This is a genomic window from Granulicella sp. dw_53, from assembly GCF_018449545.1.
Taxonomy (GTDB): Bacteria; Acidobacteriota; Terriglobia; order Terriglobales; family Acidobacteriaceae; genus Edaphobacter.
In genome coordinates, this window is record NZ_JAAVUR010000021.1 from 59,456 (window position 1) to 82,265 (window position 22,810).

At 59.4% G+C, this 22,810-nt stretch carries 20 protein-coding genes; 8 read left to right on the forward strand and 12 right to left on the reverse strand.

What is annotated here, in order from left to right:
* Nucleotides 1-7: 7 nt before the first annotated feature.
* From polX to HB393_RS22775, 3 genes are all read right to left on the reverse strand, one after another.
* A complete protein-coding gene (gene polX / locus HB393_RS22765) occupies nucleotides 8-1,774 on the reverse strand; it encodes a DNA polymerase/3'-5' exonuclease PolX (protein ID WP_213807511.1) in 1,767 nt (588 codons plus the stop codon).
* A gap of 155 nt (nucleotides 1,775-1,929) precedes the next feature.
* On the reverse strand, nucleotides 1,930-2,148 hold the full coding sequence (locus tag HB393_RS22770) for a cold shock domain-containing protein (RefSeq protein ID WP_213807512.1): 219 nt from the start codon (nucleotides 2,146-2,148) through the stop codon (nucleotides 1,930-1,932).
* A 190-nt stretch (nucleotides 2,149-2,338) separates the two neighbouring features.
* On the reverse strand, nucleotides 2,339-2,962 hold the full coding sequence (locus tag HB393_RS22775) for an NUDIX hydrolase (RefSeq protein WP_213807513.1): 624 nt from the start codon (nucleotides 2,960-2,962) through the stop codon (nucleotides 2,339-2,341).
* Nucleotides 2,963-3,117: 155 nt separating this feature from the next.
* Here HB393_RS22775 and bshC point away from each other — a divergent pair, with 155 nt between their 5' ends.
* The 5 genes from bshC to HB393_RS22800 all read left to right on the forward strand — a co-directional run bounded on the left by bshC (nucleotide 3,118) and on the right by HB393_RS22800 (nucleotide 10,064).
* Nucleotides 3,118-4,743, forward strand: a complete 1,626-nt coding sequence (gene bshC / locus HB393_RS22780; RefSeq protein WP_213807514.1) for a bacillithiol biosynthesis cysteine-adding enzyme BshC — start codon at nucleotides 3,118-3,120, stop codon at nucleotides 4,741-4,743.
* A 57-nt stretch (nucleotides 4,744-4,800) separates the two neighbouring features.
* Complete coding sequence (locus HB393_RS22785; protein ID WP_213807515.1) at nucleotides 4,801-5,109, forward strand: hypothetical protein; 309 nt, start codon at nucleotides 4,801-4,803, stop codon at nucleotides 5,107-5,109.
* A 103-nt stretch (nucleotides 5,110-5,212) separates the two neighbouring features.
* Nucleotides 5,213-6,778 carry an acido-empty-quinoprotein group A gene (locus tag HB393_RS22790; RefSeq protein WP_255551528.1) on the forward strand — a complete coding sequence of 522 codons (1,566 nt, stop codon included), beginning with the start codon at nucleotides 5,213-5,215 and terminating at the stop codon, nucleotides 6,776-6,778.
* A gap of 79 nt (nucleotides 6,779-6,857) precedes the next feature.
* On the forward strand, nucleotides 6,858-8,681 hold the full coding sequence (locus HB393_RS22795) for an ABC-F family ATP-binding cassette domain-containing protein (protein ID WP_213807516.1): 1,824 nt from the start codon (nucleotides 6,858-6,860) through the stop codon (nucleotides 8,679-8,681).
* A gap of 93 nt (nucleotides 8,682-8,774) precedes the next feature.
* Nucleotides 8,775-10,064: an amidohydrolase family protein gene (locus tag HB393_RS22800; protein ID WP_213807517.1), complete on the forward strand. Its 1,290-nt coding sequence runs from the start codon at nucleotides 8,775-8,777 to the stop codon at nucleotides 10,062-10,064.
* A 78-nt stretch (nucleotides 10,065-10,142) separates the two neighbouring features.
* Here the strand turns inward: HB393_RS22800 and HB393_RS22805 are convergent, their stop codons facing one another.
* From HB393_RS22805 to HB393_RS22845, 9 genes are all read right to left on the reverse strand, one after another.
* Nucleotides 10,143-10,817, reverse strand: coding sequence for a dienelactone hydrolase family protein (locus HB393_RS22805; RefSeq protein WP_213807518.1), 675 nt, complete (start codon nucleotides 10,815-10,817; stop codon nucleotides 10,143-10,145).
* Nucleotides 10,818-10,992: 175 nt separating this feature from the next.
* Nucleotides 10,993-11,760 (reverse strand): enoyl-ACP reductase, encoded by a 768-nt coding sequence (locus tag HB393_RS22810; RefSeq protein WP_213807519.1) that lies wholly within the window; start codon nucleotides 11,758-11,760, stop codon nucleotides 10,993-10,995.
* Between the two features lie 125 nt (nucleotides 11,761-11,885).
* Nucleotides 11,886-13,181 carry a GGDEF domain-containing protein gene (locus HB393_RS22815; protein ID WP_213807520.1) on the reverse strand — a complete coding sequence of 432 codons (1,296 nt, stop codon included), beginning with the start codon at nucleotides 13,179-13,181 and terminating at the stop codon, nucleotides 11,886-11,888.
* A gap of 115 nt (nucleotides 13,182-13,296) precedes the next feature.
* Nucleotides 13,297-13,680 (reverse strand): EVE domain-containing protein, encoded by a 384-nt coding sequence (locus HB393_RS22820; protein WP_213807521.1) that lies wholly within the window; start codon nucleotides 13,678-13,680, stop codon nucleotides 13,297-13,299.
* A gap of 48 nt (nucleotides 13,681-13,728) precedes the next feature.
* Entirely contained in the window at nucleotides 13,729-14,559 is an 831-nt protein-coding gene (murI, locus tag HB393_RS22825; protein WP_213807522.1) for a glutamate racemase, read from the reverse strand.
* Nucleotides 14,556-15,206 (reverse strand): GerMN domain-containing protein, encoded by a 651-nt coding sequence (locus HB393_RS22830; protein ID WP_213807523.1) that lies wholly within the window; start codon nucleotides 15,204-15,206, stop codon nucleotides 14,556-14,558. Before HB393_RS22830 ends, murI begins: the two co-directional genes overlap by 4 nt.
* Nucleotides 15,203-16,054 carry an N-acetylmuramoyl-L-alanine amidase gene (locus HB393_RS22835; protein WP_213807524.1) on the reverse strand — a complete coding sequence of 284 codons (852 nt, stop codon included), beginning with the start codon at nucleotides 16,052-16,054 and terminating at the stop codon, nucleotides 15,203-15,205. Before HB393_RS22835 ends, HB393_RS22830 begins: the two co-directional genes overlap by 4 nt.
* Nucleotides 16,055-16,096: 42 nt before the next feature.
* Entirely contained in the window at nucleotides 16,097-17,431 is a 1,335-nt protein-coding gene (locus HB393_RS22840) for a DUF1015 domain-containing protein (protein ID WP_213807525.1), read from the reverse strand.
* A 528-nt stretch (nucleotides 17,432-17,959) separates the two neighbouring features.
* Nucleotides 17,960-19,801: a hypothetical protein gene (locus tag HB393_RS22845; protein ID WP_213807526.1), complete on the reverse strand. Its 1,842-nt coding sequence runs from the start codon at nucleotides 19,799-19,801 to the stop codon at nucleotides 17,960-17,962.
* Nucleotides 19,802-19,804: 3 nt separating this feature from the next.
* Here HB393_RS22845 and HB393_RS22850 point away from each other — a divergent pair, with 3 nt between their 5' ends.
* The 3 genes from HB393_RS22850 to HB393_RS22860 all read left to right on the forward strand — a co-directional run.
* The gene (locus HB393_RS22850) at nucleotides 19,805-20,995 is read left to right on the forward strand and encodes a VWA domain-containing protein (RefSeq protein ID WP_255551529.1); all 1,191 of its coding nucleotides are present in this window, start codon (nucleotides 19,805-19,807) and stop codon (nucleotides 20,993-20,995) included.
* Between the two features lie 10 nt (nucleotides 20,996-21,005).
* The gene (locus tag HB393_RS22855) at nucleotides 21,006-22,118 is read left to right on the forward strand and encodes a VWA domain-containing protein (RefSeq protein WP_345945391.1); all 1,113 of its coding nucleotides are present in this window, start codon (nucleotides 21,006-21,008) and stop codon (nucleotides 22,116-22,118) included.
* 5 nt (nucleotides 22,119-22,123) lie between these two features.
* The coding region (locus HB393_RS22860; RefSeq protein WP_345945392.1) for a cysteine synthase family protein at nucleotides 22,124-22,810 on the forward strand (687 nt) is incomplete at its 3' end.

The window sequence follows — 22,810 nt, forward strand, 5'->3', positions numbered from 1 at the left end:
TCCCCAACTAAGGTTTAGGCCGGAGTTGAGCGAGAAACGCTTCCGCGGTGGGAAGAGTGTTGAGAAGATCGGCTTTAGTAAGCCACGCGCGGCGAAGTTGGGTGATGCCGTAGCGCATCTGATTGAGTTCTTCGGTGGCGTGGGCGTCGGTGTCGACTACGATCTTGCAGCCATGTTGTTTAGCGAGTCGGAGGTGGAGGTCGTTAAGGTCGGCGCGGGCGGGGCTGGCGTTGTGTTCTACCGCTACGCCTAATTCGGCAGCGCGCTTGAGGATGGCGTCGATGTGCAGGGCGTACGGATCGCGCCGGAGAACTTTACGTCCGGTAGGGTGGCCGAGGATGCGGGTGTGCGGGTTTTCCAGAGCACGAAGGACGCGGTCGGTCATCTGCTCGACGGGTTGATCGAAGCGAGAGTGGACGCTGGCGACGACGATATCCATCTGGGCGAGCGTTGAGTCATCGAGATCAAGCTGGCCTTCGGCGAGGATGTCAACCTCGATGCCAGGAAGGACGCGGATTCGGCCTTCGTACTGTTGCTGGAGTTCGGCGTCTATCTCTCGAATACGCTGGACGTGGGCGAGGGCTCGAGCATCGTCGAGGCCGTTGGTCATGGCGAGGTTCTTGGAGTGATCGGTGATGGCAATGTAGCTGAGACCACGAGCGAGGGCGGCCTCTGCCATCTGACGGATAGTGTCGCGGCCATCCGTGGCGTCGGTGTGCATATGGAGATCGCCGCGGATGTCGGCGAGGGTGATGAGCTCGGGAAGTGTGTGCGCGGCTGCCGCTTCGAGTTCGCCACAGTTCTCGCGTAGCTCGGGTGGAATGTAGTCGAGGTCCAGGGCACGGTAGATGTCGGCTTCGCTGGCAGCGGCGACGATAACGTTGTCTTCCAGCCGCAGCAGCGCGTATTCGCTAAGAGTCAGACCGCGTTTGATGGCGCGCTGGCGAAGGGCGACGTTATGCATCTTGGAGCCGGTGAAGTATTGAAGGGCAGCGCCGTAACTGGCGCGGGGAAGCAGGCGGACGTCAACCTGGAGGTTGTTACGGAGGGTAAAGGAGACTTTGTTTTGCCCCTTGGCGAGGAGTTTGTCGATGAGCGGCAGTGTAGCTACATGTTCAACGGCGGCTGCGACGACATCGGACTCGCATGCGGGGCCGGTGACAAGGAGATCGAGGTCCCCGACGGTCTCGCGTCCACGACGGAGACTGCCCGCAGGAGTGATCTGGTCGATTCCAGGGAAGGCGCGGATGAGGGCGCTGATACGCTCCGCATACTCCTGAGCTTGATCGATGCGAAAGCGGCCTGAGTTCTTGCGGTAGTCTTCGATGCCTTTGAGGAGTTTCGCGGTGAACTTCGCGCCCATCCGAGGGAGTTTTTCGAGATGCCCCGCCTTAGCCGCCTCTTCGAGAGCGTCGATGTCGCAGACTTGGAGGGCAGACCAAACTAGAGCGACCGTCTTGGGACCCATGCCGGGAAGACGGAGCAGATCGAGCATGGTGGGTTTGTACTTGAGCAGAAGTTCGTCACGCAGGGGCATGGAGCCTGTGGCCACAAGGTCGCGGATGTTGGCCGCCATACCCTTTCCGATGCCCGGAATGGCAAGCAGCAACTTGGGATCGGAGTCTGGTCCAACCAATTGAGCGACTTGTGTCGTTTGCTGTTCGACGGCTTCGGCCGCACGGCGATAAGAGCGGATGCGGAAGGGATCGGCTGCGTCGATTTCGAGGAGAGAAGCTGTTTCGTCAAGAAGACGAGCGATGGTGATGTTGTCCATAAGGTTTCGAGGGGAGGACGGAACATATGCCCTCCTCCCCTCAGTATGCCTTACTTGACTGACGGGCGGTTTGATCCAGATGCTGGCGCATCGCAGAGCCGCAACAGATTGATTCGACTAGGGCAGTGAATGGAGCAACTAGTACAATATGGGAGTTAAAGAGCCTCTTTTATGCGTGAAACTTGGTCCGCTTGAGGACCTTTCGCGCCTTCTATGACGTCAAATTCGACCTCATCACCCTCTTTGAGAGTTTTGTAGCCATCTAACTGGATTGAACTGTAATGGACGAAGACATCGGCCCCCTCGTCCCGGCCAAGGAAGCCGTAGCCTTTTGCGTTATTGAACCATTTCACGGTGCCTTTGTACTGCGCCATGTCTCTTTCTCCTATTGCGCCGCCCCGAGGTTTGCGTAATGCGGGTCGGTGTATATGTTCTGTGACAATAGGAGTGGAACTTGGGTTGCCTGACATCCTGGAGGAACTCTCGAAAGTGAGGATAGAGATGTACTTGCGTACTGTAGCCTACAAGGGCTCTGTCTGGTACATAACATAGCCGGGTTGCTTCTTACGCACGTCCTGCTCGCCGCGCGGCGTCAAATAGCGACAAGCCGATAAGTGTCTTACCGTCGTGAATCTTGTTGGAAGCTACCAGCAGAAGCGCTTCGGAGAGCGACATGCGGATAATTTCGATATGCTCGTCGGCTTCTGGTTGAGCGACGCCTTCACGGATATCGCGAGCAAGGTAGATCTGCATCCACTCGCCAAGGAAGCCGGGGCTGGCAAAGTACTTCGTGAGGAGAGTCCAACGCTTGGCGCGGTAGCCGGTCTCTTCGATCATCTCCCGTTTAGCCGCAGCGAGAGGAGACTCATTGGGCTCGATGCGTCCGGCCGGGAGTTCCAAAAGAAATTGCCCGGCGGCGTGGCGGTATTGGCGCTCGAGGATGACATCTGGGTCTTTGGGGTTTCTGGACTCATCGACGGCAAGGATAACGACAGAGCCGTTGTGACGGATGACGTCGCGGACATTGATCGTGCCTTCTGGCTCTTGGACCTTGTCTGAAAAGACGGAGAAGACCTTGCCCTTATAGGCCAGCTTGGAGGAGATGAGGCGGGCTTTCTGGGCTTTGGATTTGGCAGGGGACGACGAGGCAGGGGTGGCTGGGCGTATCTTGGTTTTTGAGGCGGCCATAAACCTACGGTATCATCCTGCATCGAGTACAGTATCATCGGCATCCAACCATCAAATCTATCTGTAAGCTGTCAGGTGCGGTGTATCTTTCCGCAGGGCTAGGCGGAGAGGATGGCCGAGGTGTTGTGATCGGTCATTATGAGACAAGGATTGCGATGAGCGCTGAGTGTTACCCAATCACGATTCTGCCGCACGTATCGCAGCTTTACCGCGATTATCTGGCGATGGCGGAGAGCAATGTTGATGCTCCCGTGCGCCGTTGGTATGGAGCAGAACCGTTTGCAGGGAAGTGGATGGGGGCGCCCGTACGCATCGACGATGCGGCGCGGTTAGCCGATACCCTAAGAGCGCAGAGTCTCGAGTTTGGCGCGGGGCCGGCTACGTTGGCGAATATCGAGAGGTTGCGGACTGGCGCCCGGGCTGTCGTGACGGGGCAGCAGGTGGGTCTGCTGGGCGGTCCCCTTTTGACATTGCTAAAAGCTGCGACGGCTGTCGCGAGAGCGAAACAGGCGACCAAGGCGACCGGGGTGGAGCACGTACCCGTCTTCTGGCTGGCGACTGAGGATCACGATCTGGAAGAGGTGGACCAGGTCTCACTCTTGACCAAAGATGCCGTGGAGACGCTTCGGGCGGGTCTGAAGGTCTCGGGTGCGGTTCCGGTGGGTGGGATCGAAATTGGCCCCGAGATCGAGGCCGTGCTGGCTCAGGCAGAGGAGTTGCTAGGATACGGACCCGTCGGCGAGTTGTTGCGGGAGTGTTATGCCCCCACGGACAGCTACAAACCCACTTTAGGCGGAGCCTTTGCGCGGTTGATGACGCGGATTTTCGCGGATCAGGGACTCATTGTGATGGACGCAGCCGGACGTGAGTTCCATGCACTGGGCGAACGCACCCTGCGGTTCGCAATCGAGCATGCGGAGGAGATGGAAAGGTGTCTGCTGGTGCGCACGCAGGAGCTGGAGAGCGCTGGATATCATGCTCAGGTACTAGTCCTGCCGGGGCATAGTCTGCTCTTTCTCATCGATGGCACGACGGGAGAGCGGGCGGCGTTGCGCCGGCTGCCGGACGGTGGATGGAAGGCTTCGGGCAAGGCGTATACGACGGCAGACCTGCTGGAGATTCTGAGAGCGACCCCGGAGCGCATCAGTCCGAATGCTCTACTGCGGCCGGTCTTCCAGGATACGATCTTGCCGACAGCGGCATATGTCGGCGGTCCCGCGGAGGTAGCTTACTTTGCGCAGAGCGCGGTGGCGTACGAGGCTATTCTGGGGCGCATCACTCCGGTACTATCACGGCTGAGTGCGACGCTGGTGGAGCCGGCCATCGCTACAGTTATGGCGAACCACGAGGTGAGTCTCCCAGATGCGATGTCGACCGCAGAGGAGTTGGGGCAGCGGCTGGGCGCGCGGGCGATGCCGATCGAAGGCAAGCGGCGGTTGGCGGCGGTTGGAAACGCAATGGACGCGGAGCTGACAGCCTTAACGGACTACATGTCGGCTATGGATGAGAATCTGGGACGCGCCGCAGAGGTCTCGGGATCGAAGATGCGATACCAGATGAACCGCCTGCGGCGGGTGGCGGCGACCTTCGAGTTGCAGAAGGAGGCCAGCCTGAAGAAGCATGCAGCGGCATTGACGCTACATCTCTTTCCCAATGGCCATCCGCAGGAGCGAGTGCTGGCCGGAGTTTGGTTTCTAGGCCGGTATGGGGATGGGCTGGTAGAACGGATGGTGAAAGAGGCCGAGAATCTTTGTCCGGGGCACGTCGTGGTCCGGCTGTAGTTTCTGGCTTGGGTGTTACGGGGTGGGGTTTTAGAATGATGGTTGAGGTGAGCTGCCATGGGTCTGAGCGATCAGCCATTTGAAGTGACGTGTCCGGATTGCGGTGGAATTTTAAAGGTCGACCCGGTGACTCGGTCCTTGATTGCGCATACGTCCGCTCCGAGGAAGAAGATGTTTGAGGACTTCGGCGACGCGGCGCGTGCTCTTCGAGAGAGCGACCAGCGGCGGGATTCGATCTTTGCGCAGAGTGTCGAGGCGCAACGGAATAAAGATGATGTCATGGCCAAGAAGTTTGCCGAAGCGGTGAAGAAGGCAAAGGAGAGTCCCATGACGGAGCGGCCCCTTCGGGACTTCGATTTGGAATAGGTTGTGACGGTCGGAGAACGGCTGTCCCTACGAGGGCTGCTTGTGCAATACTTCCCCATCTGGTGCTGTCGCTATCAGAAGTCTCTGAAACTCTCTTCTGCCCATGATGCTGTCAAAAAAAACACTTCTTCTCTTCTTGCTTACAGGTATGGTGGCGCTTGCGAATGTCGTACCCGTAAAGGCCCAAAACGTCGATGACAAATTGCTGCTGCACCCGCCGGCGGATAGCTGGCCGGGCTACCACGGAGACTACTCGGGACGCCGGCATAGCAAGCTGACCCAGATCACTCCGGCAAATGTGAACAACCTGGGCCTGGCCTGGGCGTTTCAGACGGATCAGAGCGCGAGCATCAAATCCACTCCGATCCTGGTGGATGGGATCTTGTACTTTACGGTGCCCGACAAGCTTTGGGCAGTCGATGCGCGCTCGGGCCACCAGATCTGGTACTACCAGTACCCGCCGAACAAGGGCGACCACATCGGGCAGCGCGGTGTGGCGATCTTCAAGGACTGGATTTACTTCATGGGGCCGGACGCGCACATGGTGTCCCTGAACGCAAAGAATGGCGCTGTGCGCTGGAATGTCGCGGTGGCGGACTCCAGCGAGGGTTATTGGACGACGATGGCTCCGCTCGTGGTCGGCAATCATGTACTGGTGGGAGTTGGTGGGGATCTGGATAACATCCCCATGTTCCTGCAGTCCTTCGACCCGGAGACCGGCAAGTTGCAATGGAGGTGGAACGTCACTCCCCCGCCGGGCACTCCGAACGCCTCAACAGGCGGTACGACCTGGATACCGGGAACGTATGACCCTGATCTAAACCTGATCTATTGGGGGACGGGAAATCCTACGCCGGTGCTGGCCGGTTCTGCTCGTCCAGGAGACAACCTCTACACCTGCAGCATTGTCGCCCTGAATCCTGATACCGGGAAACTGGCATGGGCGTTTCAGGCGGTCCCGCATGATACCCATGACTGGGATGCGGTGGAGATTCCCGTATTAGTCGACGGGATGTTCAAGGGCAAGGCGCGAAAGATGCTGATGCAGGCGTCACGGAGCGGCTATTTCTTTGTACTAGACAGGGTGACGGGCGAAAACCTGCTGACGACTCCGTTCGGACCGGTGAACTGGGCGAAGGGTTTGGACAAGAAGGGGCAGCCGGTGCCGGACCCCGCCAAAGAACCAGCTCCCGATGGACGATTGATTGCGCCGGATGAGGCTGGACTGACTAACTATCGTTCGCCAAGCTTCGATCCCAAGACAGGCCTCTTCCTCGTGAGCGCCCACCCCAGCTACAGCCTCTATTTTACGAAGCCAGCCGATGGCACGTATGGCTGGGCCGGTGCGGACTATGGCTTATGGGGTAAGGGAGTGCTGGAGGCAATTGACTATCAGACAGGTACGATCCGCTGGAAGCATGAGCTGGGGGAAGGAAATCCAGGCGCGGGCATCCTGACAACCGATACCGGGCTAACGTTTACGGGAGATGTTCGGGGAAACTTCCTTGCCCTCAACACTGTCGACGGAAAGACGTTATGGCATGCGGGGGTAGGGTCGCCGATGCGCAGCTCGCCGATTACATATGAGCTGGATGGACGGCAATATCTGATAACGGGGAGTGGCGGCGTGCTCTTCGCTTGGGCTTTGCCCGATCATTCAGGTAAATAGAAGCAACGGACTAGGAGTATCGAGCTCCCACGATCTCCGCCGTGTTCTCTATTTGATTGGCGCACGGTAGACTGAAGAGATGCCACCAATCTTAAATGCGCAAGGTTTGACCAAAGCCTTCGGCGCTACGCCTTTGTTTCGTGAAATTAGCTTTACTGTGAATGACGGAGACCGTATTGGGCTTATCGGGCCGAATGGGGCAGGGAAGAGTACGCTGCTGAAGGTACTGGCCGGGGACGAAGATGCGGATGCTGGAGATGTTGCTGTCCGCAAGCGGGCTCGGGTGGGATATGTACGTCAGGAGTCGACATTTGCGCCTGGCTTGACGGTGCGTGACGTCCTCGAACAGGCATTGGTCGCGGCTAAAGTGGCCGAGGGAGAGCATGAGGGCCGTCTGCGCGAGACGAGCGGCCGCACCGGCTTTCCGGATATGAAGGCTGAGGCTGCGAAGCTGAGTGGCGGCTGGCGGAAGCGGCTGGCCATCGCAGAGGCTGTCGTAACGCATCCTGATGTGCTGCTGCTGGACGAGCCTACGAACCACTTGGATCTGGCTGGGATCTCATGGTTGGAGGAGTTGCTGAGCCAGGCGGACTTTGCCTGCGTGATGGTGAGCCACGACCGCTATTTCCTTGAGAACGTCGCCACGGAGATGGTGGAGTTAAACCGCGTGTATGCGGATGGACTCCTACGCGTGAAGGGAAGCTACTCAAAGTTCATCGAAGGCAAGCAGGCGTATATGGAGGCTCAGAGCAAGCTCCAGGATGCGCTGAAGAACCGGGTAAAGATCGAGGTGGACTGGTTGCGGCGAGGGCCGAAGGCCCGCAGCACCAAGGCCAAGGCGCGAATCGATAACGCCAACGACCTCATCGGACAGTTGAAAGAGGTGAACTCGCGAGTGCAGACGTCGAGCGCCGGAATTGATTTCTCTGCGACGGACCGGCAGACAAAGCGTCTGGTGGAGTTCGAAAAGGTAAGCTGCGTATTGGGTGATCGAAAGATTGTGGAAGATCTCAATTTTCTGGTTACCTCTGGAATGCGAGTCGGGCTGGTAGGCCCGAACGGAAGCGGCAAGACGACGTTGCTGCGGTTGCTGACCGGCGAGTTGGAGCCCACTGCGGGAACCTTGAAGAAGGCTTCCTCGTTGAAGATTGTGTACTTCTCCCAGACGCGAGAGCTGGAGGAGGGCGTAACGCTAAGGCGAGCTCTGGCTCCGGACTCGGACTCGGTGGTCTACCAAGGGCGAGTCGTGCATGTGGCGAGTTATGCAACGAAGTTTTTGTTTACGAGTGAACAGCTGAATCAACCCGTGGAACGGTTGAGCGGAGGCGAACGGGCGCGGGTGTTGATTGCGAAACTGATGCTGGAGCCTGCGGACCTCTTGTTGCTGGACGAGCCCACCAACGATCTGGATATCCAGACGTTGGAAATTCTGGAAGAGAGCCTGTTGGAGTACACAGGCGCCCTGGTGTTGGTGACCCACGACCGTTACATGTTGGACCGTGTCTCGACGATCGTTCTGGGATTGGACGGCAAGGGCGGAGCGCAGACGTTTGCGGATTACAGCCAGTGGGAGGATTGGAGAGGCGTCAAGATCGAAGAGGCCATCGCTCCGGGAGCGGCAGGGACCGCCGTCGCTCCGTCTGGTAGTGCGGCAGTTGCCGCGAGTTCGGCCGGCGGGAAGAAGAAGCTCTCTTATCTGGAGGCGCGAGAGTTTGCCGCGATTGAAGGGAAGGTCGAAGAAGCCGAAGACCGACTGCAGGCTGCCAGGGAGAAGATCGAAGAGCCCGAGGTAGCAAGGGATGCGGCAAAGCTAACCGAGGCTTTGTCCGAGATGGAAACAGCGCAGGAGGCCGCGGATGCACTCTATGCCAGATGGGCAGAGCTGACGGAGAAGGCCGGGTAGCCGGCGATCTTCCCAAATCGATGCGAATAAAACGCAGGAAGCAATAACGACAAGTCTATCTGTCCATGGCAGGGCTGTTATGCTGCTTGGACTATGAAAATTCTTGGCGTTGGATTGCTGACGGCGTTGGCAGTCTCCTATGCGGCTCAAGGGCCATCGACGGTGGCGAAGCGCACGATCGTGTTGCATGCGGCGCGGATGCTCGATGTTACTGGCGGGAAGGTGGTGGTGCCGGGTGAGGTCCTGGTGGAGGGGGATCGCATCGTGGCCGTTGGCGCGAAGGTCGAGAGGCCCGCTGACGCTGAGGTAATCGATCTGGGCGATGTCACGTTGATGCCGGGATTGATCGATGCCCATGTTCATCTGTTTTTGCATCCGGGACCAGAGGATCTCCAAACGGTGCAGGAGAGTGTCCCTCAACGAGTGCTGATTGCAGCAGACGCTGCGAAAAAGGACCTGATGGCCGGGTTTACGGCGGAGCGCGACATGGGCACCGAGGGAGCCAGCTGCGCGGATGTCGCGGTGCGGAATGCCATCAACAGCGGGCTGATTCCCGGGCCGCGGATGCGTGTGAGCTGTAACGCAATCGACCTGACGGGTGGGCACGAAGACGCGATCGGTTACAACCCTGCGCAGCATGTGTTATCGAATGCCGATGCCGCGGACTCGGCGGACGAGTTGGTGAAGGTGATCCGGGAGCAACGTAAGGGTGGCGCGGATTTCACGAAGATCTACGAGACGGGCAAGGATTCGTATGAGGGTGGAGTCTTGCGGACTCCCTACCAGTACACCGTCGCGGAGTTGAAGGCCGCCGTGGCTGAGACGGCACGTATGGGTGGAAGTGGACGCGGAGTTTCAGTGCATGCGACGGGTGAGCCAGGAACGGGGTATGCCGTCGCAGCCGGCGTAGAGAGTGTGGACCACGCCGATCAGTTAAGCGACGCAACGATGCGTGCCATGAAGGAGAAGGGAATCTTTGCAGTGCCTACCTTCGCGATTAGCGAATATTTTGTGGAGCAGGCAGGAACTCCTGAAGGAAAGGCACGGCGACAGAAGGCACAGGATCTACATGTGGTCGAGTTCAAACGCCAGATAGCAGTAGGGGTACCTTTCGCAGTGGGAAGCGACGTGGGACCTTTTCCGCATGGGACGCAGGCTTGGGAGCTCGTCCTGATGGCAAAGTATGGGATGGAACCAGTTGCGGTACTGAAAGCGGATCTGCTGCACGGGGCGAAGCTGCTGGGCTGGGAGGGGAAGATCGGGGAGTTGAAAGCCGGATATCTGGCGGATGTGATAGCAGTACGTGGGAATCCGCTAGAGGATATCGAGGCGGTTGAGAGAGTAAGTTTTGTTATGAAGGGGGGAGTGATCTACAGACGGTAGGTTTACGAAGCCTTGTGGTCGCTCGACGAAGGACCACGCAGTTGCAGGCCCTTCGTTCGAGAACACATTGATTTGCAGCTAAGCGAGCTCCTTGCGGAAAAACTCCAGCGTGCGAGTCATGGCTTCGGCTGCCGCTTCGGACTTGTAGACCTCACCGACGTCGCGGTTGAAGGCGTGGCCTGCATCGTAGGTGTAGACAGGAGCGCCCGGAACGGCTGCACGGACTGCATCCCAGACATCCGACTTGATGTGCTCGTCATTCTCTGCAAAGTGGTAGATGGAGGGAGCCTTGGGCTTCTCTTCGAGATAGAACTGAATTCCCCCGCCATAGTAGGAGACGCTGGCATCGATATTGAGCCGCGTATTGGCGAGGAAGGCGAGGGTGCCACCCCAGCAGAAGCCTACTACGCCGATCTTGGTGATCCCTGGCTGTGCGCGCAGGTAAGAGATGGCGGCATCGATGTCCGCGATAATTTTGTTCTGGTCCAGCGCGGTGACGTAGCCGTAGCCCTTTCTGGAGGAGGCCTGGTCGTAAGGCAGCTCAACGCCGGGCTCTACCCGGTCAAAGATCGCAGGAGCGATGGAGAGAAAGCCTTCCTTGGCGAAGCCATCCGTCACCCTTCGCATGTGAGAATTGACGCCGAAGATCTCCTGAATGACGACGATGCCAGCGTGCGTGGGAGCTGCGGGTTCCGCGACGTATGCGCCAAATTTGAAGTCATCGGAGGAAGTGAGTGTAATCGAGTGTCCCATTAGAAAGATTCTATTGTGTTATGAAGTTTGAGAGTGTGGATTTGTGTAAACCGTCCAAGTGACTGCGATCAAATAAAAATCGAGCAGAGTCTCCGAATAACGAATGCACTTAAACAATCTAAACCGACGCTCGCCCTATGAAGAATAAGCATCGGTTTTAGATTGCTGCCCAACCCTAAAGACCCGTGATGTTGTAGCCACAGTCGACGAAGGTGATCTCACCTGTGATGCCGGAGGCGAGGGGAGAGCTTAGAAACAAGGCTACGTTGCCGACTTCGATTTGTTCCACATTGCGATGGAGTGGACCGCGCTCTTCCACTGCGGTGAGGATCTTGGAGAAGTCACCGATGCCGCGTGCGGCAAGCGTCTTAATTGGGCCGGCGGAGATGGCGTTAACCCGAATGTTCTTGCTGCCGAGAGAGGCGGCAAGGTAACGAACCGCGGCTTCCAGGGCTGCCTTGGCGACGCCCATGACGTTGTAGTTTGGGAAGACCTTGGTCGATCCGTAGTACGTCAAGGTCAGGATGCTTCCGCCTTCGGTCATAAGTGGAACGGCGCCGCGAGCCAGGGCGATCAAGGAGTAGACACTCACATCGTGTGCGACGCGGAAGTCGTCGCGGGTGGTGAGCAGGAAGTCGTTCTTGATGGCGTCCGCGGGAGCGAAGCCGATGGAGTGGACGAGAATGTCGAGTTTGCCGTAGGTGGTCTTGAGTTGCTCGAAGACGGCATCGATTTCGGCGTCGTTCGATACATCGCATTGAAAGATCTGGGCGTCGCGGAGCTCGGGAATGAGAGCTTCGGCTTCCCTTTTAAGGCGCTCGCTCTGATAGCAGATGGCGAGACGGGCTCCGGCTTCGGAGAGCTTCTGGGCGATGGCCCAGGCGATGCTGCGCTTATTGGCGAGGCCGAAGACGACGGCTACTTTGCCGGTGAGGTCGATCATGATGCTTTAGCTCCTGTGGATCTAAATCCTGACGCGATGTCCTGCGCCTTCTTGCGGGCGCAATGGTAAGGATAGCAGTTGAGGGCGGGGTTGCTCAGAGGGATTTGGAGCCCGTTAAGCCGGACTCAAGCCTGTAAAGAGGTTTGAGTGGGATCGAACGAAGTGACTTTAAGAAACTCGATCGCGGGAGGTGCGGTCTGGTTGGATGTCGAAACCGGAGTTTGTATGGGGTGAGAGCCAGATGTGATGCGGTGGCGGACGCAATTGCGGCCAGCATGTTTCGCGTCGTAGAGAGCGGCGTCGGCACGAGCCAGGAGCGTCTCGACGGTATCTCCGGACAGCGTCTCAGCGACTCCCATGCTGACGGTAGGACGGAGCGCCGGTTCGAGGAATGCGGTCGAGACAGTAAGAAGAGTTCGAATCCGTTCCGCCACCTCTACGGCGTGTAGGGCAGAGGTCTCTGGAAGCAGGAGTAGGAACTCGTCCCCGCCATAGCGCCCAAGAAGATCGTAGGATCGCAGGCTGCTGGAGATACCGTGGGCGACTGTACGGAGCGCGGCGTCGCCTGCTGCATGGCCTCCGGTGTCGTTGATGGACTTGAAGCGGTCGAGGTCGATAAGCACGGCGGAGAGAGGGTGCTTATTGCGGCGGGCGCGGTCAAGTTCGGCTGTGAGGATAGACTCGATGCCGTGGCGATTGAGAGCGCCCGTAAGGGGGTCATGGCTGGCGAGATGTTGGACGGCGAAGGTGAGCTCGCCACTGACCATGATGAGGAAGAAAATTCCCAGCAGACTGACCGAGAGCACCGCCATGGACATGGAGATCGCCTGAACGCTATTGGATTGCATGAAGTCAGAGGGCGCGCCCTTGATGAGGGTGAAGATGACGCGATAAAGGCAGCCGAGCGCGCGGCCGATCATGGAAAGCGCGAAGAGGTGCATGGCGACACGTCCTGCAGCCTGGCGGAAGAGCTCGACGGATACAAGAGAAAAAAGAATGCCAGTGCTAATCGAGACGGTAACAATCCGTGGAACGATGCTATCGTGCACCACGGTAAACCATGTCATGCTGAGCATCGCGCAGAAGACAGTTGCGGCGGCGCCCCAGAATTTTCTGGAGGGCTGGCGAGCTTCGGGATGCCGATTCTCCTGGAAGCGGAGGACGCATCGATACATCAGCAGGAAGCCGAAGAGGATGAGGCCATTTCCGACGACGACTGAAACGAAATAGGGAACAGAGCCGCGGAATGTGACCAGCACTATCCCCGGTACTCCTAATAGGAAAGCGCAGGAGAGACTACCCATCCCATGCAGCTTGCGGTAAGCCAACTTCATCGCCAGGAAGACCAGACTGAAGACGAGGGCCAAGAGCAACTGACATGCGAGCAGCGTCCGAATATCGAATTTTGCAATTGCAGACATTCCTGACTTCCTTCTTTTCCGTAGTCTACGGAAAGGTTGTATCCCCGAACAGCATTTCGCGTCGAGATGTCTACAACTTTGGAGGGTAGCGATCAGAAGAGAGTTAAGAAGAGAGTCAGCTAGTCAGCCAGTCGTACTGCTCCTCGGTAAGAGGCACAACGGAGAGTCGAAATTGCCGAAACAGGATTGAGCCCTGAAAGACGGCTGCTTCGCGGATGTCCGCGAGTGGCTTGGGATGTTTGAGCCGCTTAACCGGTTTGATACGAACGATGGGAATCTTTGGATTCGCGGGGTCCATGGCGACGCTGACTACTTTGGCGGTGCCGACGGCCTCTTTGCCGATATTGGAGTGGTAGATGACGAGTTGGTCGCCCTTTTTCATGTTACGAAGGGTGAGAAGAGCTTGATTGTTGGAGATGCCGTCCCAGGTGGTCTCGCCATCGCGAAGGAGGTCATCGAAGGAGTATTTGTCAGGTTCGGACTTCAACAGGTAAGGCATAAGGACTCCAAGGACTGGGATTCAAGTGAGAGAGGTCGCCAAGTTAGTCTATCCGCCGAGGTCGAGGAGATGGACTTCATCCAGATCTTGGCCGAGAAATGCCGAGCCCAGGCGTTGGAACTTTTCGACGGAATCCGTGGCGTAAAAGATGCAGGTTGGTGCAGCGATAGAGGAGTTGCCTGGAAGCTGCGCGGCGACGGCGCGGGCTGTAGCGGCTGCTGAATCGATGATGACCATGGGATGGTTAAGGGCGATGAGGGTCTGCTCGATGAGAGATGTAAGCAGCGGGTAGTGGGTACAGCCCAGTAGAAGTATCTTGGGTTCTGAGGTTGCGGCCTCGGCGATGGCCTCACTGAGATAGATGCGAAGCACCTCCGCGGTAACGGCGATCTTGGCGGGCTCCTGGAGCCAATCTTCTTCCACCAGTGGGACCAAAAGTGGACAGGCCTTTTCAGTGGCGTTAAGACCGATCTTCGTTAGCGCTTCCATGTAGGCGTGGGATTGGACGGTGGCAGACGTGGCGAGGACAAGAACTTGACCTGCAGAGGTTCGGGTGTGAACCTCCAGCGCAGCGTGCGCTCCGGGTTGGATGACTCCGATGACGGGGATAGGCAGAGCTGCCTGGATCTCTTCCAGGGCGAGGGCGGTTGCGGTGTTACAGGCGATGACGAGGAGTGTCGCGCCTTGCGCGTGGAGGAAGTGGGCACTGGAGAGCGCGTAGCGGACGATGGTCTCGCGGGACTTGGAGCCGTAGGGCAGACGAGCGGTGTCGCCGAGGTAGACGTAGTGAGCGCCTGGAATGAGGGGCAGAAGGGCGCGGAGGACGGTGAGGCCGCCGAAGCCGGAGTCGAATACGCCGATGATAGGTCCTTTGGTCATCGGCGGTTGGCTCCTTCGACCGCTAGAGGTCCGGGTTTGTAGGAGGTGTCGATTGCGGAGTAAGTGCGTTGGAGGTCGGCGTGGCCGGCTAGCGTGTCGTGTGGTTGACCATCGACCAGGAAGCGGATCTGGGTAAGTTCGGGGAAGGCTGTGTGGAGAGTGCCGGTGATGGACTGGATGGTGAGGTCCTCGACTCCGATTCCGGAGGGATGGTTGGCGACGAAGGCTCCGTGGAGGTTGACGATGGCGAGTTGCGCTGTGGCGGGCGAGAACTCGGATGGTGAGACTCCGGGAAGAGCCATGAGGAAGACGTCGTCTACCGCTGGACCTCCTTGCAGAGGATGCGCGGAGGCGGGAAGGGCGTAGTTGGCTAGGAGGTACTTCAGGAGAGTTCGGGCGCGAACGGTAGGTTCCTGGGGAAGGGCGAGTTGGCGAGTGGCGGTGGTGATGGAGCCATCGGCGTCGTTGGCGAGGTAGAGGGTCATCTCCTCGGTCTCCGCGTTGGTGGGAGCGGAGATGGGAGTCGCGTCATCTACCGCGGTGAGGCGTTTGTGCGCCTGTTCGCAGCCGCGCAGGAGGAAGAGCGTCATGAGCAGGATGCCGGCGATGAGGGTCCAGAAAAGGATTCGTTGGTAGCGAGGGATCAACGTGGCGCTCCTGGAGCTGCAGGCGCGGGAGCTGGAGCGGGTTTTGGTGCGGGTGGTTTTGCGGTAGGTGAGGTTGGCTTTGGTGTTGCAGGTTTTGTTGCTGGTGTTGCGGTGGGTGAGGGTGGGGCTTCGTGGCTGCGCCAGGAGATGAGGGCTTCCGTGATGGCCTGGGCGGTGCGTTGCTGGTAGTTGTTGTCAGAGAGGGGCGTCGGTTTTGCGTCGGGTACTTCGAGGGGTGCTAGTTCGAGGGCTACTGCGGGGCAGGTCAGGTTGTCGATGGGGCGGGTTGAGGCGTGGCTGAGGGTTGGTGGGATGTCGGCGTGGAGGAGCGTGACTCCTAGCTCGTTGGCGAGTCGGAGGCTGAGAGTGAGGTAGGTGCTTTGGGCGGAGTCCCAAGGGAGCGTTGTGGCGGGTTCGGCGGATTCGTCTGCGGGGAGAGAGGAGGTGTAGAGATGGACTCCGTAGCCGCTGGGTGTGGCGTGGATGAGGATGCAGGCGAGTGCGCGGGCATGGTTGGCGATGCCGGCTCGCTGTTCGGTGGTGAGGTTTGGTGCGGTCTCGGTCAGGTCGGCGTCGCGGGTTGAGATTACGGTGAATCCTGCGGCTGCGAGGAGCGGACGGAGACGCTGGGCGAAGGCGAGAGTCACGTCTTTTTCGGGCAGACGGTCGGAGATGCGGGCGCCGGTGTCGGCGCCGCCGTGGGCGGGGTCCAGGACGATGACGTTGTGGTTGAACGTTGGCGTCGTCTGGGCCCCGAGGTGAGGGTTGAAGCTGCCAATGAGGCCGAGCGTGGCGAGTGCCAGGGCAGAGCGGCGAAGATTGGTGGCTGGCTGACGAATCTGGATCACTGGTTGGAACGGTCCTCGGTGGATTGTAATTCCGTTGGCTTCTTAGTCGAGGGCGTAGATGGCCAGGCCGCTGAGGAGTTTGGGGTAGAAGTCGGTGGACTTCTGAGGCATGACGTCGCCGGAGAGCGAGACGTCCTTGAGTTGGTTGAGCGTGATGGGCTTGATGAGGAAGGCGATGTTGGCTTCGCCGTTGGCGACGAGGGCAACCGCCTCATCGGCTTCGCGGATGTAGCGGACGTTGCCGAGACGGGTGATGGTCTCCTGATCGAGGCCGAGGAGCTTGTCGAGGATGATGGAGTGGAGCTGCACGACATCGAGCTGGGCCTGGCGGTGGGGGACGTCCTTGAGGGCCTCGGCGATGATGTCGGCTTTGGCGGTGAGGAGGTAGTTGCCGTCGCCGGTGGCGGCGATGAGGGCGGTGCCAGAGGTGTTGGCGAGCGCGGAGACGTCGGGTTGGGTTAGCTCGGTGATGGTGAAGTATTTGCTGGCGCGGGTGATGAAGTCGGGCGAGCTGAAGTTCTCCAGGCCGTGGACGACGCGGTGAGTGGGGAGGATGGTGATGCCGGGCGCATCCATGTTGACGAAGGTCATCATCATGGCGGCTTCCGGGAAGGGTGGAGTGGGAAGATTGCCGGGGCTGAGCTTCTCGTCCTCGTCGCGGGGCTGGTTGAGGGGGAGTTTAAGCTGGGCGCTGCGCTCCTTGGCGTAGGCGACGGAGGTCTCGTAGCGGTGATGGCCGTCGGCGATGATGAGCTTCTTGTCGGCCATGGCGGTGACGATGAGGTTGATGAGGTTCGGGTCGGTGAGCTTCCAGACGCGGTGGATGACGTTGTACTCGTCGGTGATGGCGAGGTCGGCGGCTGCGCCGCTATCGAAGATGAGCTTTTCGGCGGTGAAGGCGGGGTCGGAGTAGAGCATGTAGATCTGCTCGCAGTAGGCGCGGGTGGCCTTGAAGAGGCTCATGCGGTCGGACTTGTGCTTGGGAAAGGTCTGCTCGTGGCGGTAGATGACCTTGTCGGCGTAGTCGTAGAGGTGGCCGAGGGCGATGAAGCCGCGGCGCTCGCGGACCTCGTTGGTGTGAGGGACGGCGTAGGTCTGGGAGTAGCCGTAGAGGGCGGGCTCGGACTCCTCGGTGAGGATGCGGTCTTTGCGCCAGGCGTGGAGGGATTCGGAGGCGCGGGTGTAGACGTTGTTGTCTTCGGTGTCGCCGTCGAGGTGCTTGCCGAGGATGACGCGGATGAGATTGTAGGGGCTGGCGTCGTAGTACCGCTGCTGCATCTCCGGGGTGATCTTGTCGTAGGGCTGAGTGACGACCTCTTCCATCTTGACGCGGGTGGTGTCGTAACGGAGGGCGCGGAAGGGGTAGATGCGAGCCATGCGGGTTGTTTTCTCCTAAAGTGCTGAGGTGATTGTACGGGTCGTGGTTGTGGGAGGGTGGTCCCTTTCTGTGGGACCCCCTCCCCCGGGGTTTTTGCGCAAAGTCTTCTATCCAGACGGATTCGGTTTGGACTTCCTTCTTTGTTGGCCGCGTGTTTTGCGGGTTTGTTAAGTGCAGAGGCCCGGCTTTTTGCCGGGCCTTTTTTCTTTCTAGTTCTATTTTATGGGATGGGCTGAAACTAACGTGCCACTTTTATCTCTTTTGGGGTCAATGGGTTAGGTTGTTTTGGGGCTTGACATGTGATTTTGCTGGGGAAAATGGAGAATTAAAAAATGAAGGGATTGAATCGGTGTTCGACCCGGGGCTTTCACTTGGCTCGTGTCGGGGCTGGATTTACGGATTACATCCCACCCTTCGCAGAGACAAAGACGCGAAGGATGGGGCACCCGGGCTTTTGTGGTTCGGACTCGGGGGCTTGTGGTTGGGACATCTGGGGCTTTTGTGGTTGGGGAGATCCGGCGTTTTGGTTAGCGGAGGGTGTAGGCGTCGTAGGGGCCGGAGCGGCGGAGGTATTGGTAGTGGCTGAAGGTAGTGCGGAAGGCGGGGTCGCGCTGGAACCAGGCCAGGAGGTTGTCGTGGCGGTCTTCGAGGACCTGGCATTGGACGGTGGGGTCTTCGCAGCGGAGAACGAGGATGAGGGTGGGGCGCCAGCGGTTCAGGTCTTCGACCATCCAGGTGTGTTGGAGGCGGTCGAGCTCTGCGAGGCGGTCTGGGGGGATGAGGTGAGGCGGGGGATGACCCTGGGGGTCCTGGTTGCGGAGGATGGCGGGCAGGACCCAGAGGTTGTTGGTGCGTTGGGCCATCAGGAGGTGGTGGGTGGTGATGGGAGGGACGGTGTCGTCGACGAAGGTGGAGAGGATGGCGACCGGAGTTCCAGAGGGGAGGTTGGTGAAGAAGGTGGGGTCGGGGGTGTTGGAGAGGCCGGAGGGGAAGCTTAGGGGATGGGCGAAGGTGTAGCCGGAGAAGTAGGCGGTGAGGGCGAGGGCCAGCATGGACAACGCCAAGGCTGCTTTTGGAGTCCATTGAGGGGTCGAGATTTGGCCGCGGTCGGCTAATTCTATGAGCAGGAGCCAGAGGGCGGCGGAGAAGAAGCTGAGCGCGGGGATTTGCTGGTAGTACCAGCCGGTGCCTTGGAGGTAGTAGGCGAGGGTGCTGGCGGCGCCGGCGAGGATGAGGAGTTCGGCGGGTCGGTTTGGGGTTGTGGGTCTTCGGAGGGTGAGGTAGAGGATGAGGGTTACGGTAGCGAGGATGTGGAGTTGGAGGGATTCGGCGATGAGTTGGGTGAAGGTCAGGTGGCCGACGGCCCAGTAGACGTCTCGGAGGAGAGGGACGATTTCGGTGAGGTAGGCGGGGGTTATCAGGCGGATGGCGATGAGGAAGGCGATGCCGGTGGCGATGAGGGAGAGGATGGTCGGGCGGAGGAGTTGACGGAGGGTGCGGTTTTTGAGGAGGAGGAAGGTTTCGATGGCAATGGGGATGAGGGCGTGGTGGGGTTTGAGGCAGATGCCGAGGCCGGCGAGGATGCCTATGGTGGTTTTGAGGTTGAAGGAGAGGTTGGTTGGGTCGTTTTGGTTGGGGGTTGGTGGTTGCGGCGGGGGAGCTGTGGTTGTGTCTGTGGCTGGGGAAGGAAGGCGGTCGGGCTTCGCCGGATACCCCACCCTATTCGACGATGAGACTGTCGAAAAGGGTGGGGCACCCGCTGTGTTGCCTACTTTAGGAGTTGGGATGGGGGTTGTTTTGTTGGCTCGGGTAGTCAGGGTGGCGGACAGGATGTATGGGAGGCAGAGGAGGGCGAGGAGGTGGTCTCGTTGGCCCAGGTCGCGGGCTGGGAGGATGAGGAAGATGGAGATGAAGGCGAAGGCGAGGGACCAGCGTTTTGCGGGGGTGAGGGCGGGATGGAGGAGGAGCAGGATGCGAAGCGAGAGCAGGGCGACGACGGCTTCTGTGAGGAGGACTCCGGCTTTGAAGAGCAGTGTGATGGGGAGGTGCAGCAGGCTGGCCAAGGCTGCGGGCAGGGTAAGCATAGCCATGATGAGGGGTGGGTTGGACTCCAGCAGTTCTGGGCCGTATAGTTTCGTGCCGTGGAGTATGCGTTGGGCGACGTAGAGGCACCATAGCTGGTCGTGACCGACGGCCGGGAGGAGCGAGATGAGGATGGCCATGCCGAAAGAGGCGAAGGTCAGGAGGGTGAAGGATTTGATGGCGGGCGTATTTAGTGGCGCTGGGGGTACGGAGGAGTCTGCCGAGTGTATCGAATTGGGTGCGGGCGGTGTAGTCTGCGGGCGTGGGTTGATTTGTGAGCGAGACATCAGATGGATCTTTCGCGCATTGCGGAGTACCTGGCTGAGGTCTTTGCATGGCAAGAGACTTGCAGCACGGGCGTGACTGGTTGCGAGGACGGCATAGGCATCATTATGCGATATATAAACGGCGGTTGCGGCAGGGATAGACGGGTAGGTCGGGCCAGCTTGGTACTGAAGTTGGGATTGCGGCTGGCGGTCGTGTGCTTTTGCCTATGCGCGTGCGGGGAGGCTGCGTGGGCTCAAGATAACCCTCTGAATCAGGTCCAGACTCCACCTCCGCCGTTGCCGAAGAAGACTCCTGAGGATATGAAGCCGGTGATCGAGGGGGCGGAGAATGCCGCCGCGCAGGCTACGACACGGCGGGATGCCCGGATACGAGTGGATGTGAACCTGGTATTGGTGCCGATGACGGTGACAGATCCGATGAACCGCCTGGTGACGGGGCTGGAGCGGGATAATTTCCAGATCTTCGATAACAATATCGGCCAGGTGATCAAGAGCTTTTCGACGCAGGACGCTCCGTTGACGATTGGGATTGTGTTCGACCTGAGTGGAAGCATGGGGTCGAAGTTTATGCGGGCGCGGAAGGCGTTGAGCGAATTTCTGCGGACGTGCAATCCGCAGGATGAGTTTTTTGTGGTGGGGTTCAACGACCGGCCAGCGGTGATTGTGGACTATACGTCGGATGTAGATGACGTGGAGGCGCGCATGGTGATGCTGAAGCCGCAGAACCGGACGGCGTTGATCGATGCGATCTACCTGGGGATTAACAAGCTGCGGCAGGCGAAGTTCGAACGGAAGGCGCTGCTGGTGATCTCGGACGGAGGAGACAACCGGAGCCGGTATACGGAGAATGAGTTGCGGCGGGTGGTTCGGGAGAGCGATGTGCAGATCTACTCGATCGGAATCTTCGACCAGTACGCGCCGACGACGGAGGAGATCATGGGGCCGACGTTGCTGACGGATGTGTGCGAGATGACGGGGGGACGGCTGTTCAAGGTGGGGGATGTGAGCGAGTTGGGCGATATCGCGGCGAGGATCAGCGCGGAGCTGCGTAATGAGTATGTGATCGGGTACAGACCTTCCGAGGTGAAGAGGGACGGTAACTGGCGTAAATTGAAGGTGAGACTCGTGCCACCGTCCGGGCTGCCTCCGCTGACGGTGCATAATCGCCAGGGGTACTATGCACCTTCGCAGTAAAGGGATCTGGGTGAAGAAATTCGGGGTGTGGGTGCTGGCTTTGAGCGTCGGCGCAGTGTGCGGACGTGCGCAACAGGTTCCATCTCAACCGCAGGCTCCGCTGACGGTGGATCGCGATCCGGTGGCGTCGCCTGATCCTGACCCGCCGGCAGGAACAACGACCGCGCCGCAGGCGAAGGGGTTGAGCGCGATCGAGAAAGAGCGCGGCAAGTACACGCTGCGGACGGATGCTTATGAGGTTCGGCTGAATGCGACGGTGCTGGATGGAAGCGGCAAGTCGATCCAGACGCTGGATAAGGATGCGTTCCGGGTGTATGAGGACGGTGTGCCGCAGACGATTGCGTCTTTCCGGCATGAGGACCTGCCGGTGTCGCTGGGGATCGTGATCGATAGCTCGGGCTCGATGTATGACAAGCGGGTGGCGGTGGAACAGGCTTCGCTGGATCTGGTGAAGTTGTCGAACCCTGAGGATGAGGCGTTTGTGGTGGACTTCTCGTGGGAGGCGTTCATCGATCAGGACCTGACGAGCGATATCAGCAAGCTGCAGCAGGGGCTTAGCTTTATCAAGTCGAGCGGCGGGACGGCGGTGTATGACGCGCTGGTGGCTTCGGCGGATTATCTGACGAAGAATGCGAAGCATCCGAAGCAGGTGCTACTGATCATTACGGATGGCGAGGACAATGCTTCTAGCGCCACGCTGGAGCAGGCGATTCGCAGGATTCAGGATCTGGATGGGCCGGTGGTGTATTGCGTTGGGTTGCTGTTTGGCAGCGATACGGATAAGAGCGAGGCGAGGCATGCGCGGCGGGTGCTGGAGGCTCTGAGCGAGCAGACGGGTGGGGCGGCTTACTTTCCGAGGTCGATCAAGGAGGTCGACGCGATTGCTGCGGAGGTTGCACAGGATATCCGGACGCAATACACGATTGCGTACCACTCGACGAAGTCCCCTACGCTGGGCGGATATCGGCAGGTGCATGTCGAGGCCAAGGGGAAGAGTATGGGGCGGCTCTCGGTGCGGACGAGGAGTGGGTACTTCCCGAAGGTGAGTGGGGATGCGAATAAGGCGGGGGTGGCTGGAACGGACGCCCCGGTGCTGACGGATACGGGGAAGCGGCCTCAGTGAGGGTAGTGGAGAGCATTCTTGATTTGGTAGGGCAGACGCCGATGGTGCGGCTGAAGAAGCTTGCGCCTGCGGGTGGAGCGGAGATATGGGCCAAGCTGGAGTATCTGAATCCGGGCGGAAGCGTGAAGGACAGGGCGGCTCTGGGGATTGTGCTGGATGCGGAGCGGCGGGGTGTGTTGCGGCCGGGGGCGACGATCGTGGAGGCCACGGCGGGGAATACGGGGATTGGGTTGGCTCTGATTGGAGTGAATCGGGGGTACAAGGTGATGCTGTATGTTCCGCAGCACTTCTCTGAGGAGAAGTGCATGCTGATGCGCGGGCTGGGTGCGACGGTGGTGCGGACTCCCGAGGCTGAGGGGATGGCGGGAGCGATTCGGCGGGCGCTGGAGTTTGAGGCGGAGACGGAGGGTGCGTTTGCGGCGCTGCAGTTTGAGAATCCGGCGAATCCGGATTTTCATGAGCAGACGACGGCGGTGGAGGTGTGGGAGCAGATGGAGGGGCGGCTGGATGCTTGCGTGGGGGGGGGGGGGTCGGCGGGGCCCTTTACGGGGGTTGGGGGGGTTTTGGAGGTCAAGGATGCGGGTGTTTTGATGGTGGCGGTGGGGCCTCAGGGGAGTGTGTTGCAGGGCGGGGAGCCTGGTTCGCATCGGGTGGAGGGGATTGGGGGGGGGGGGGTGGCTGCCGATTTCTGT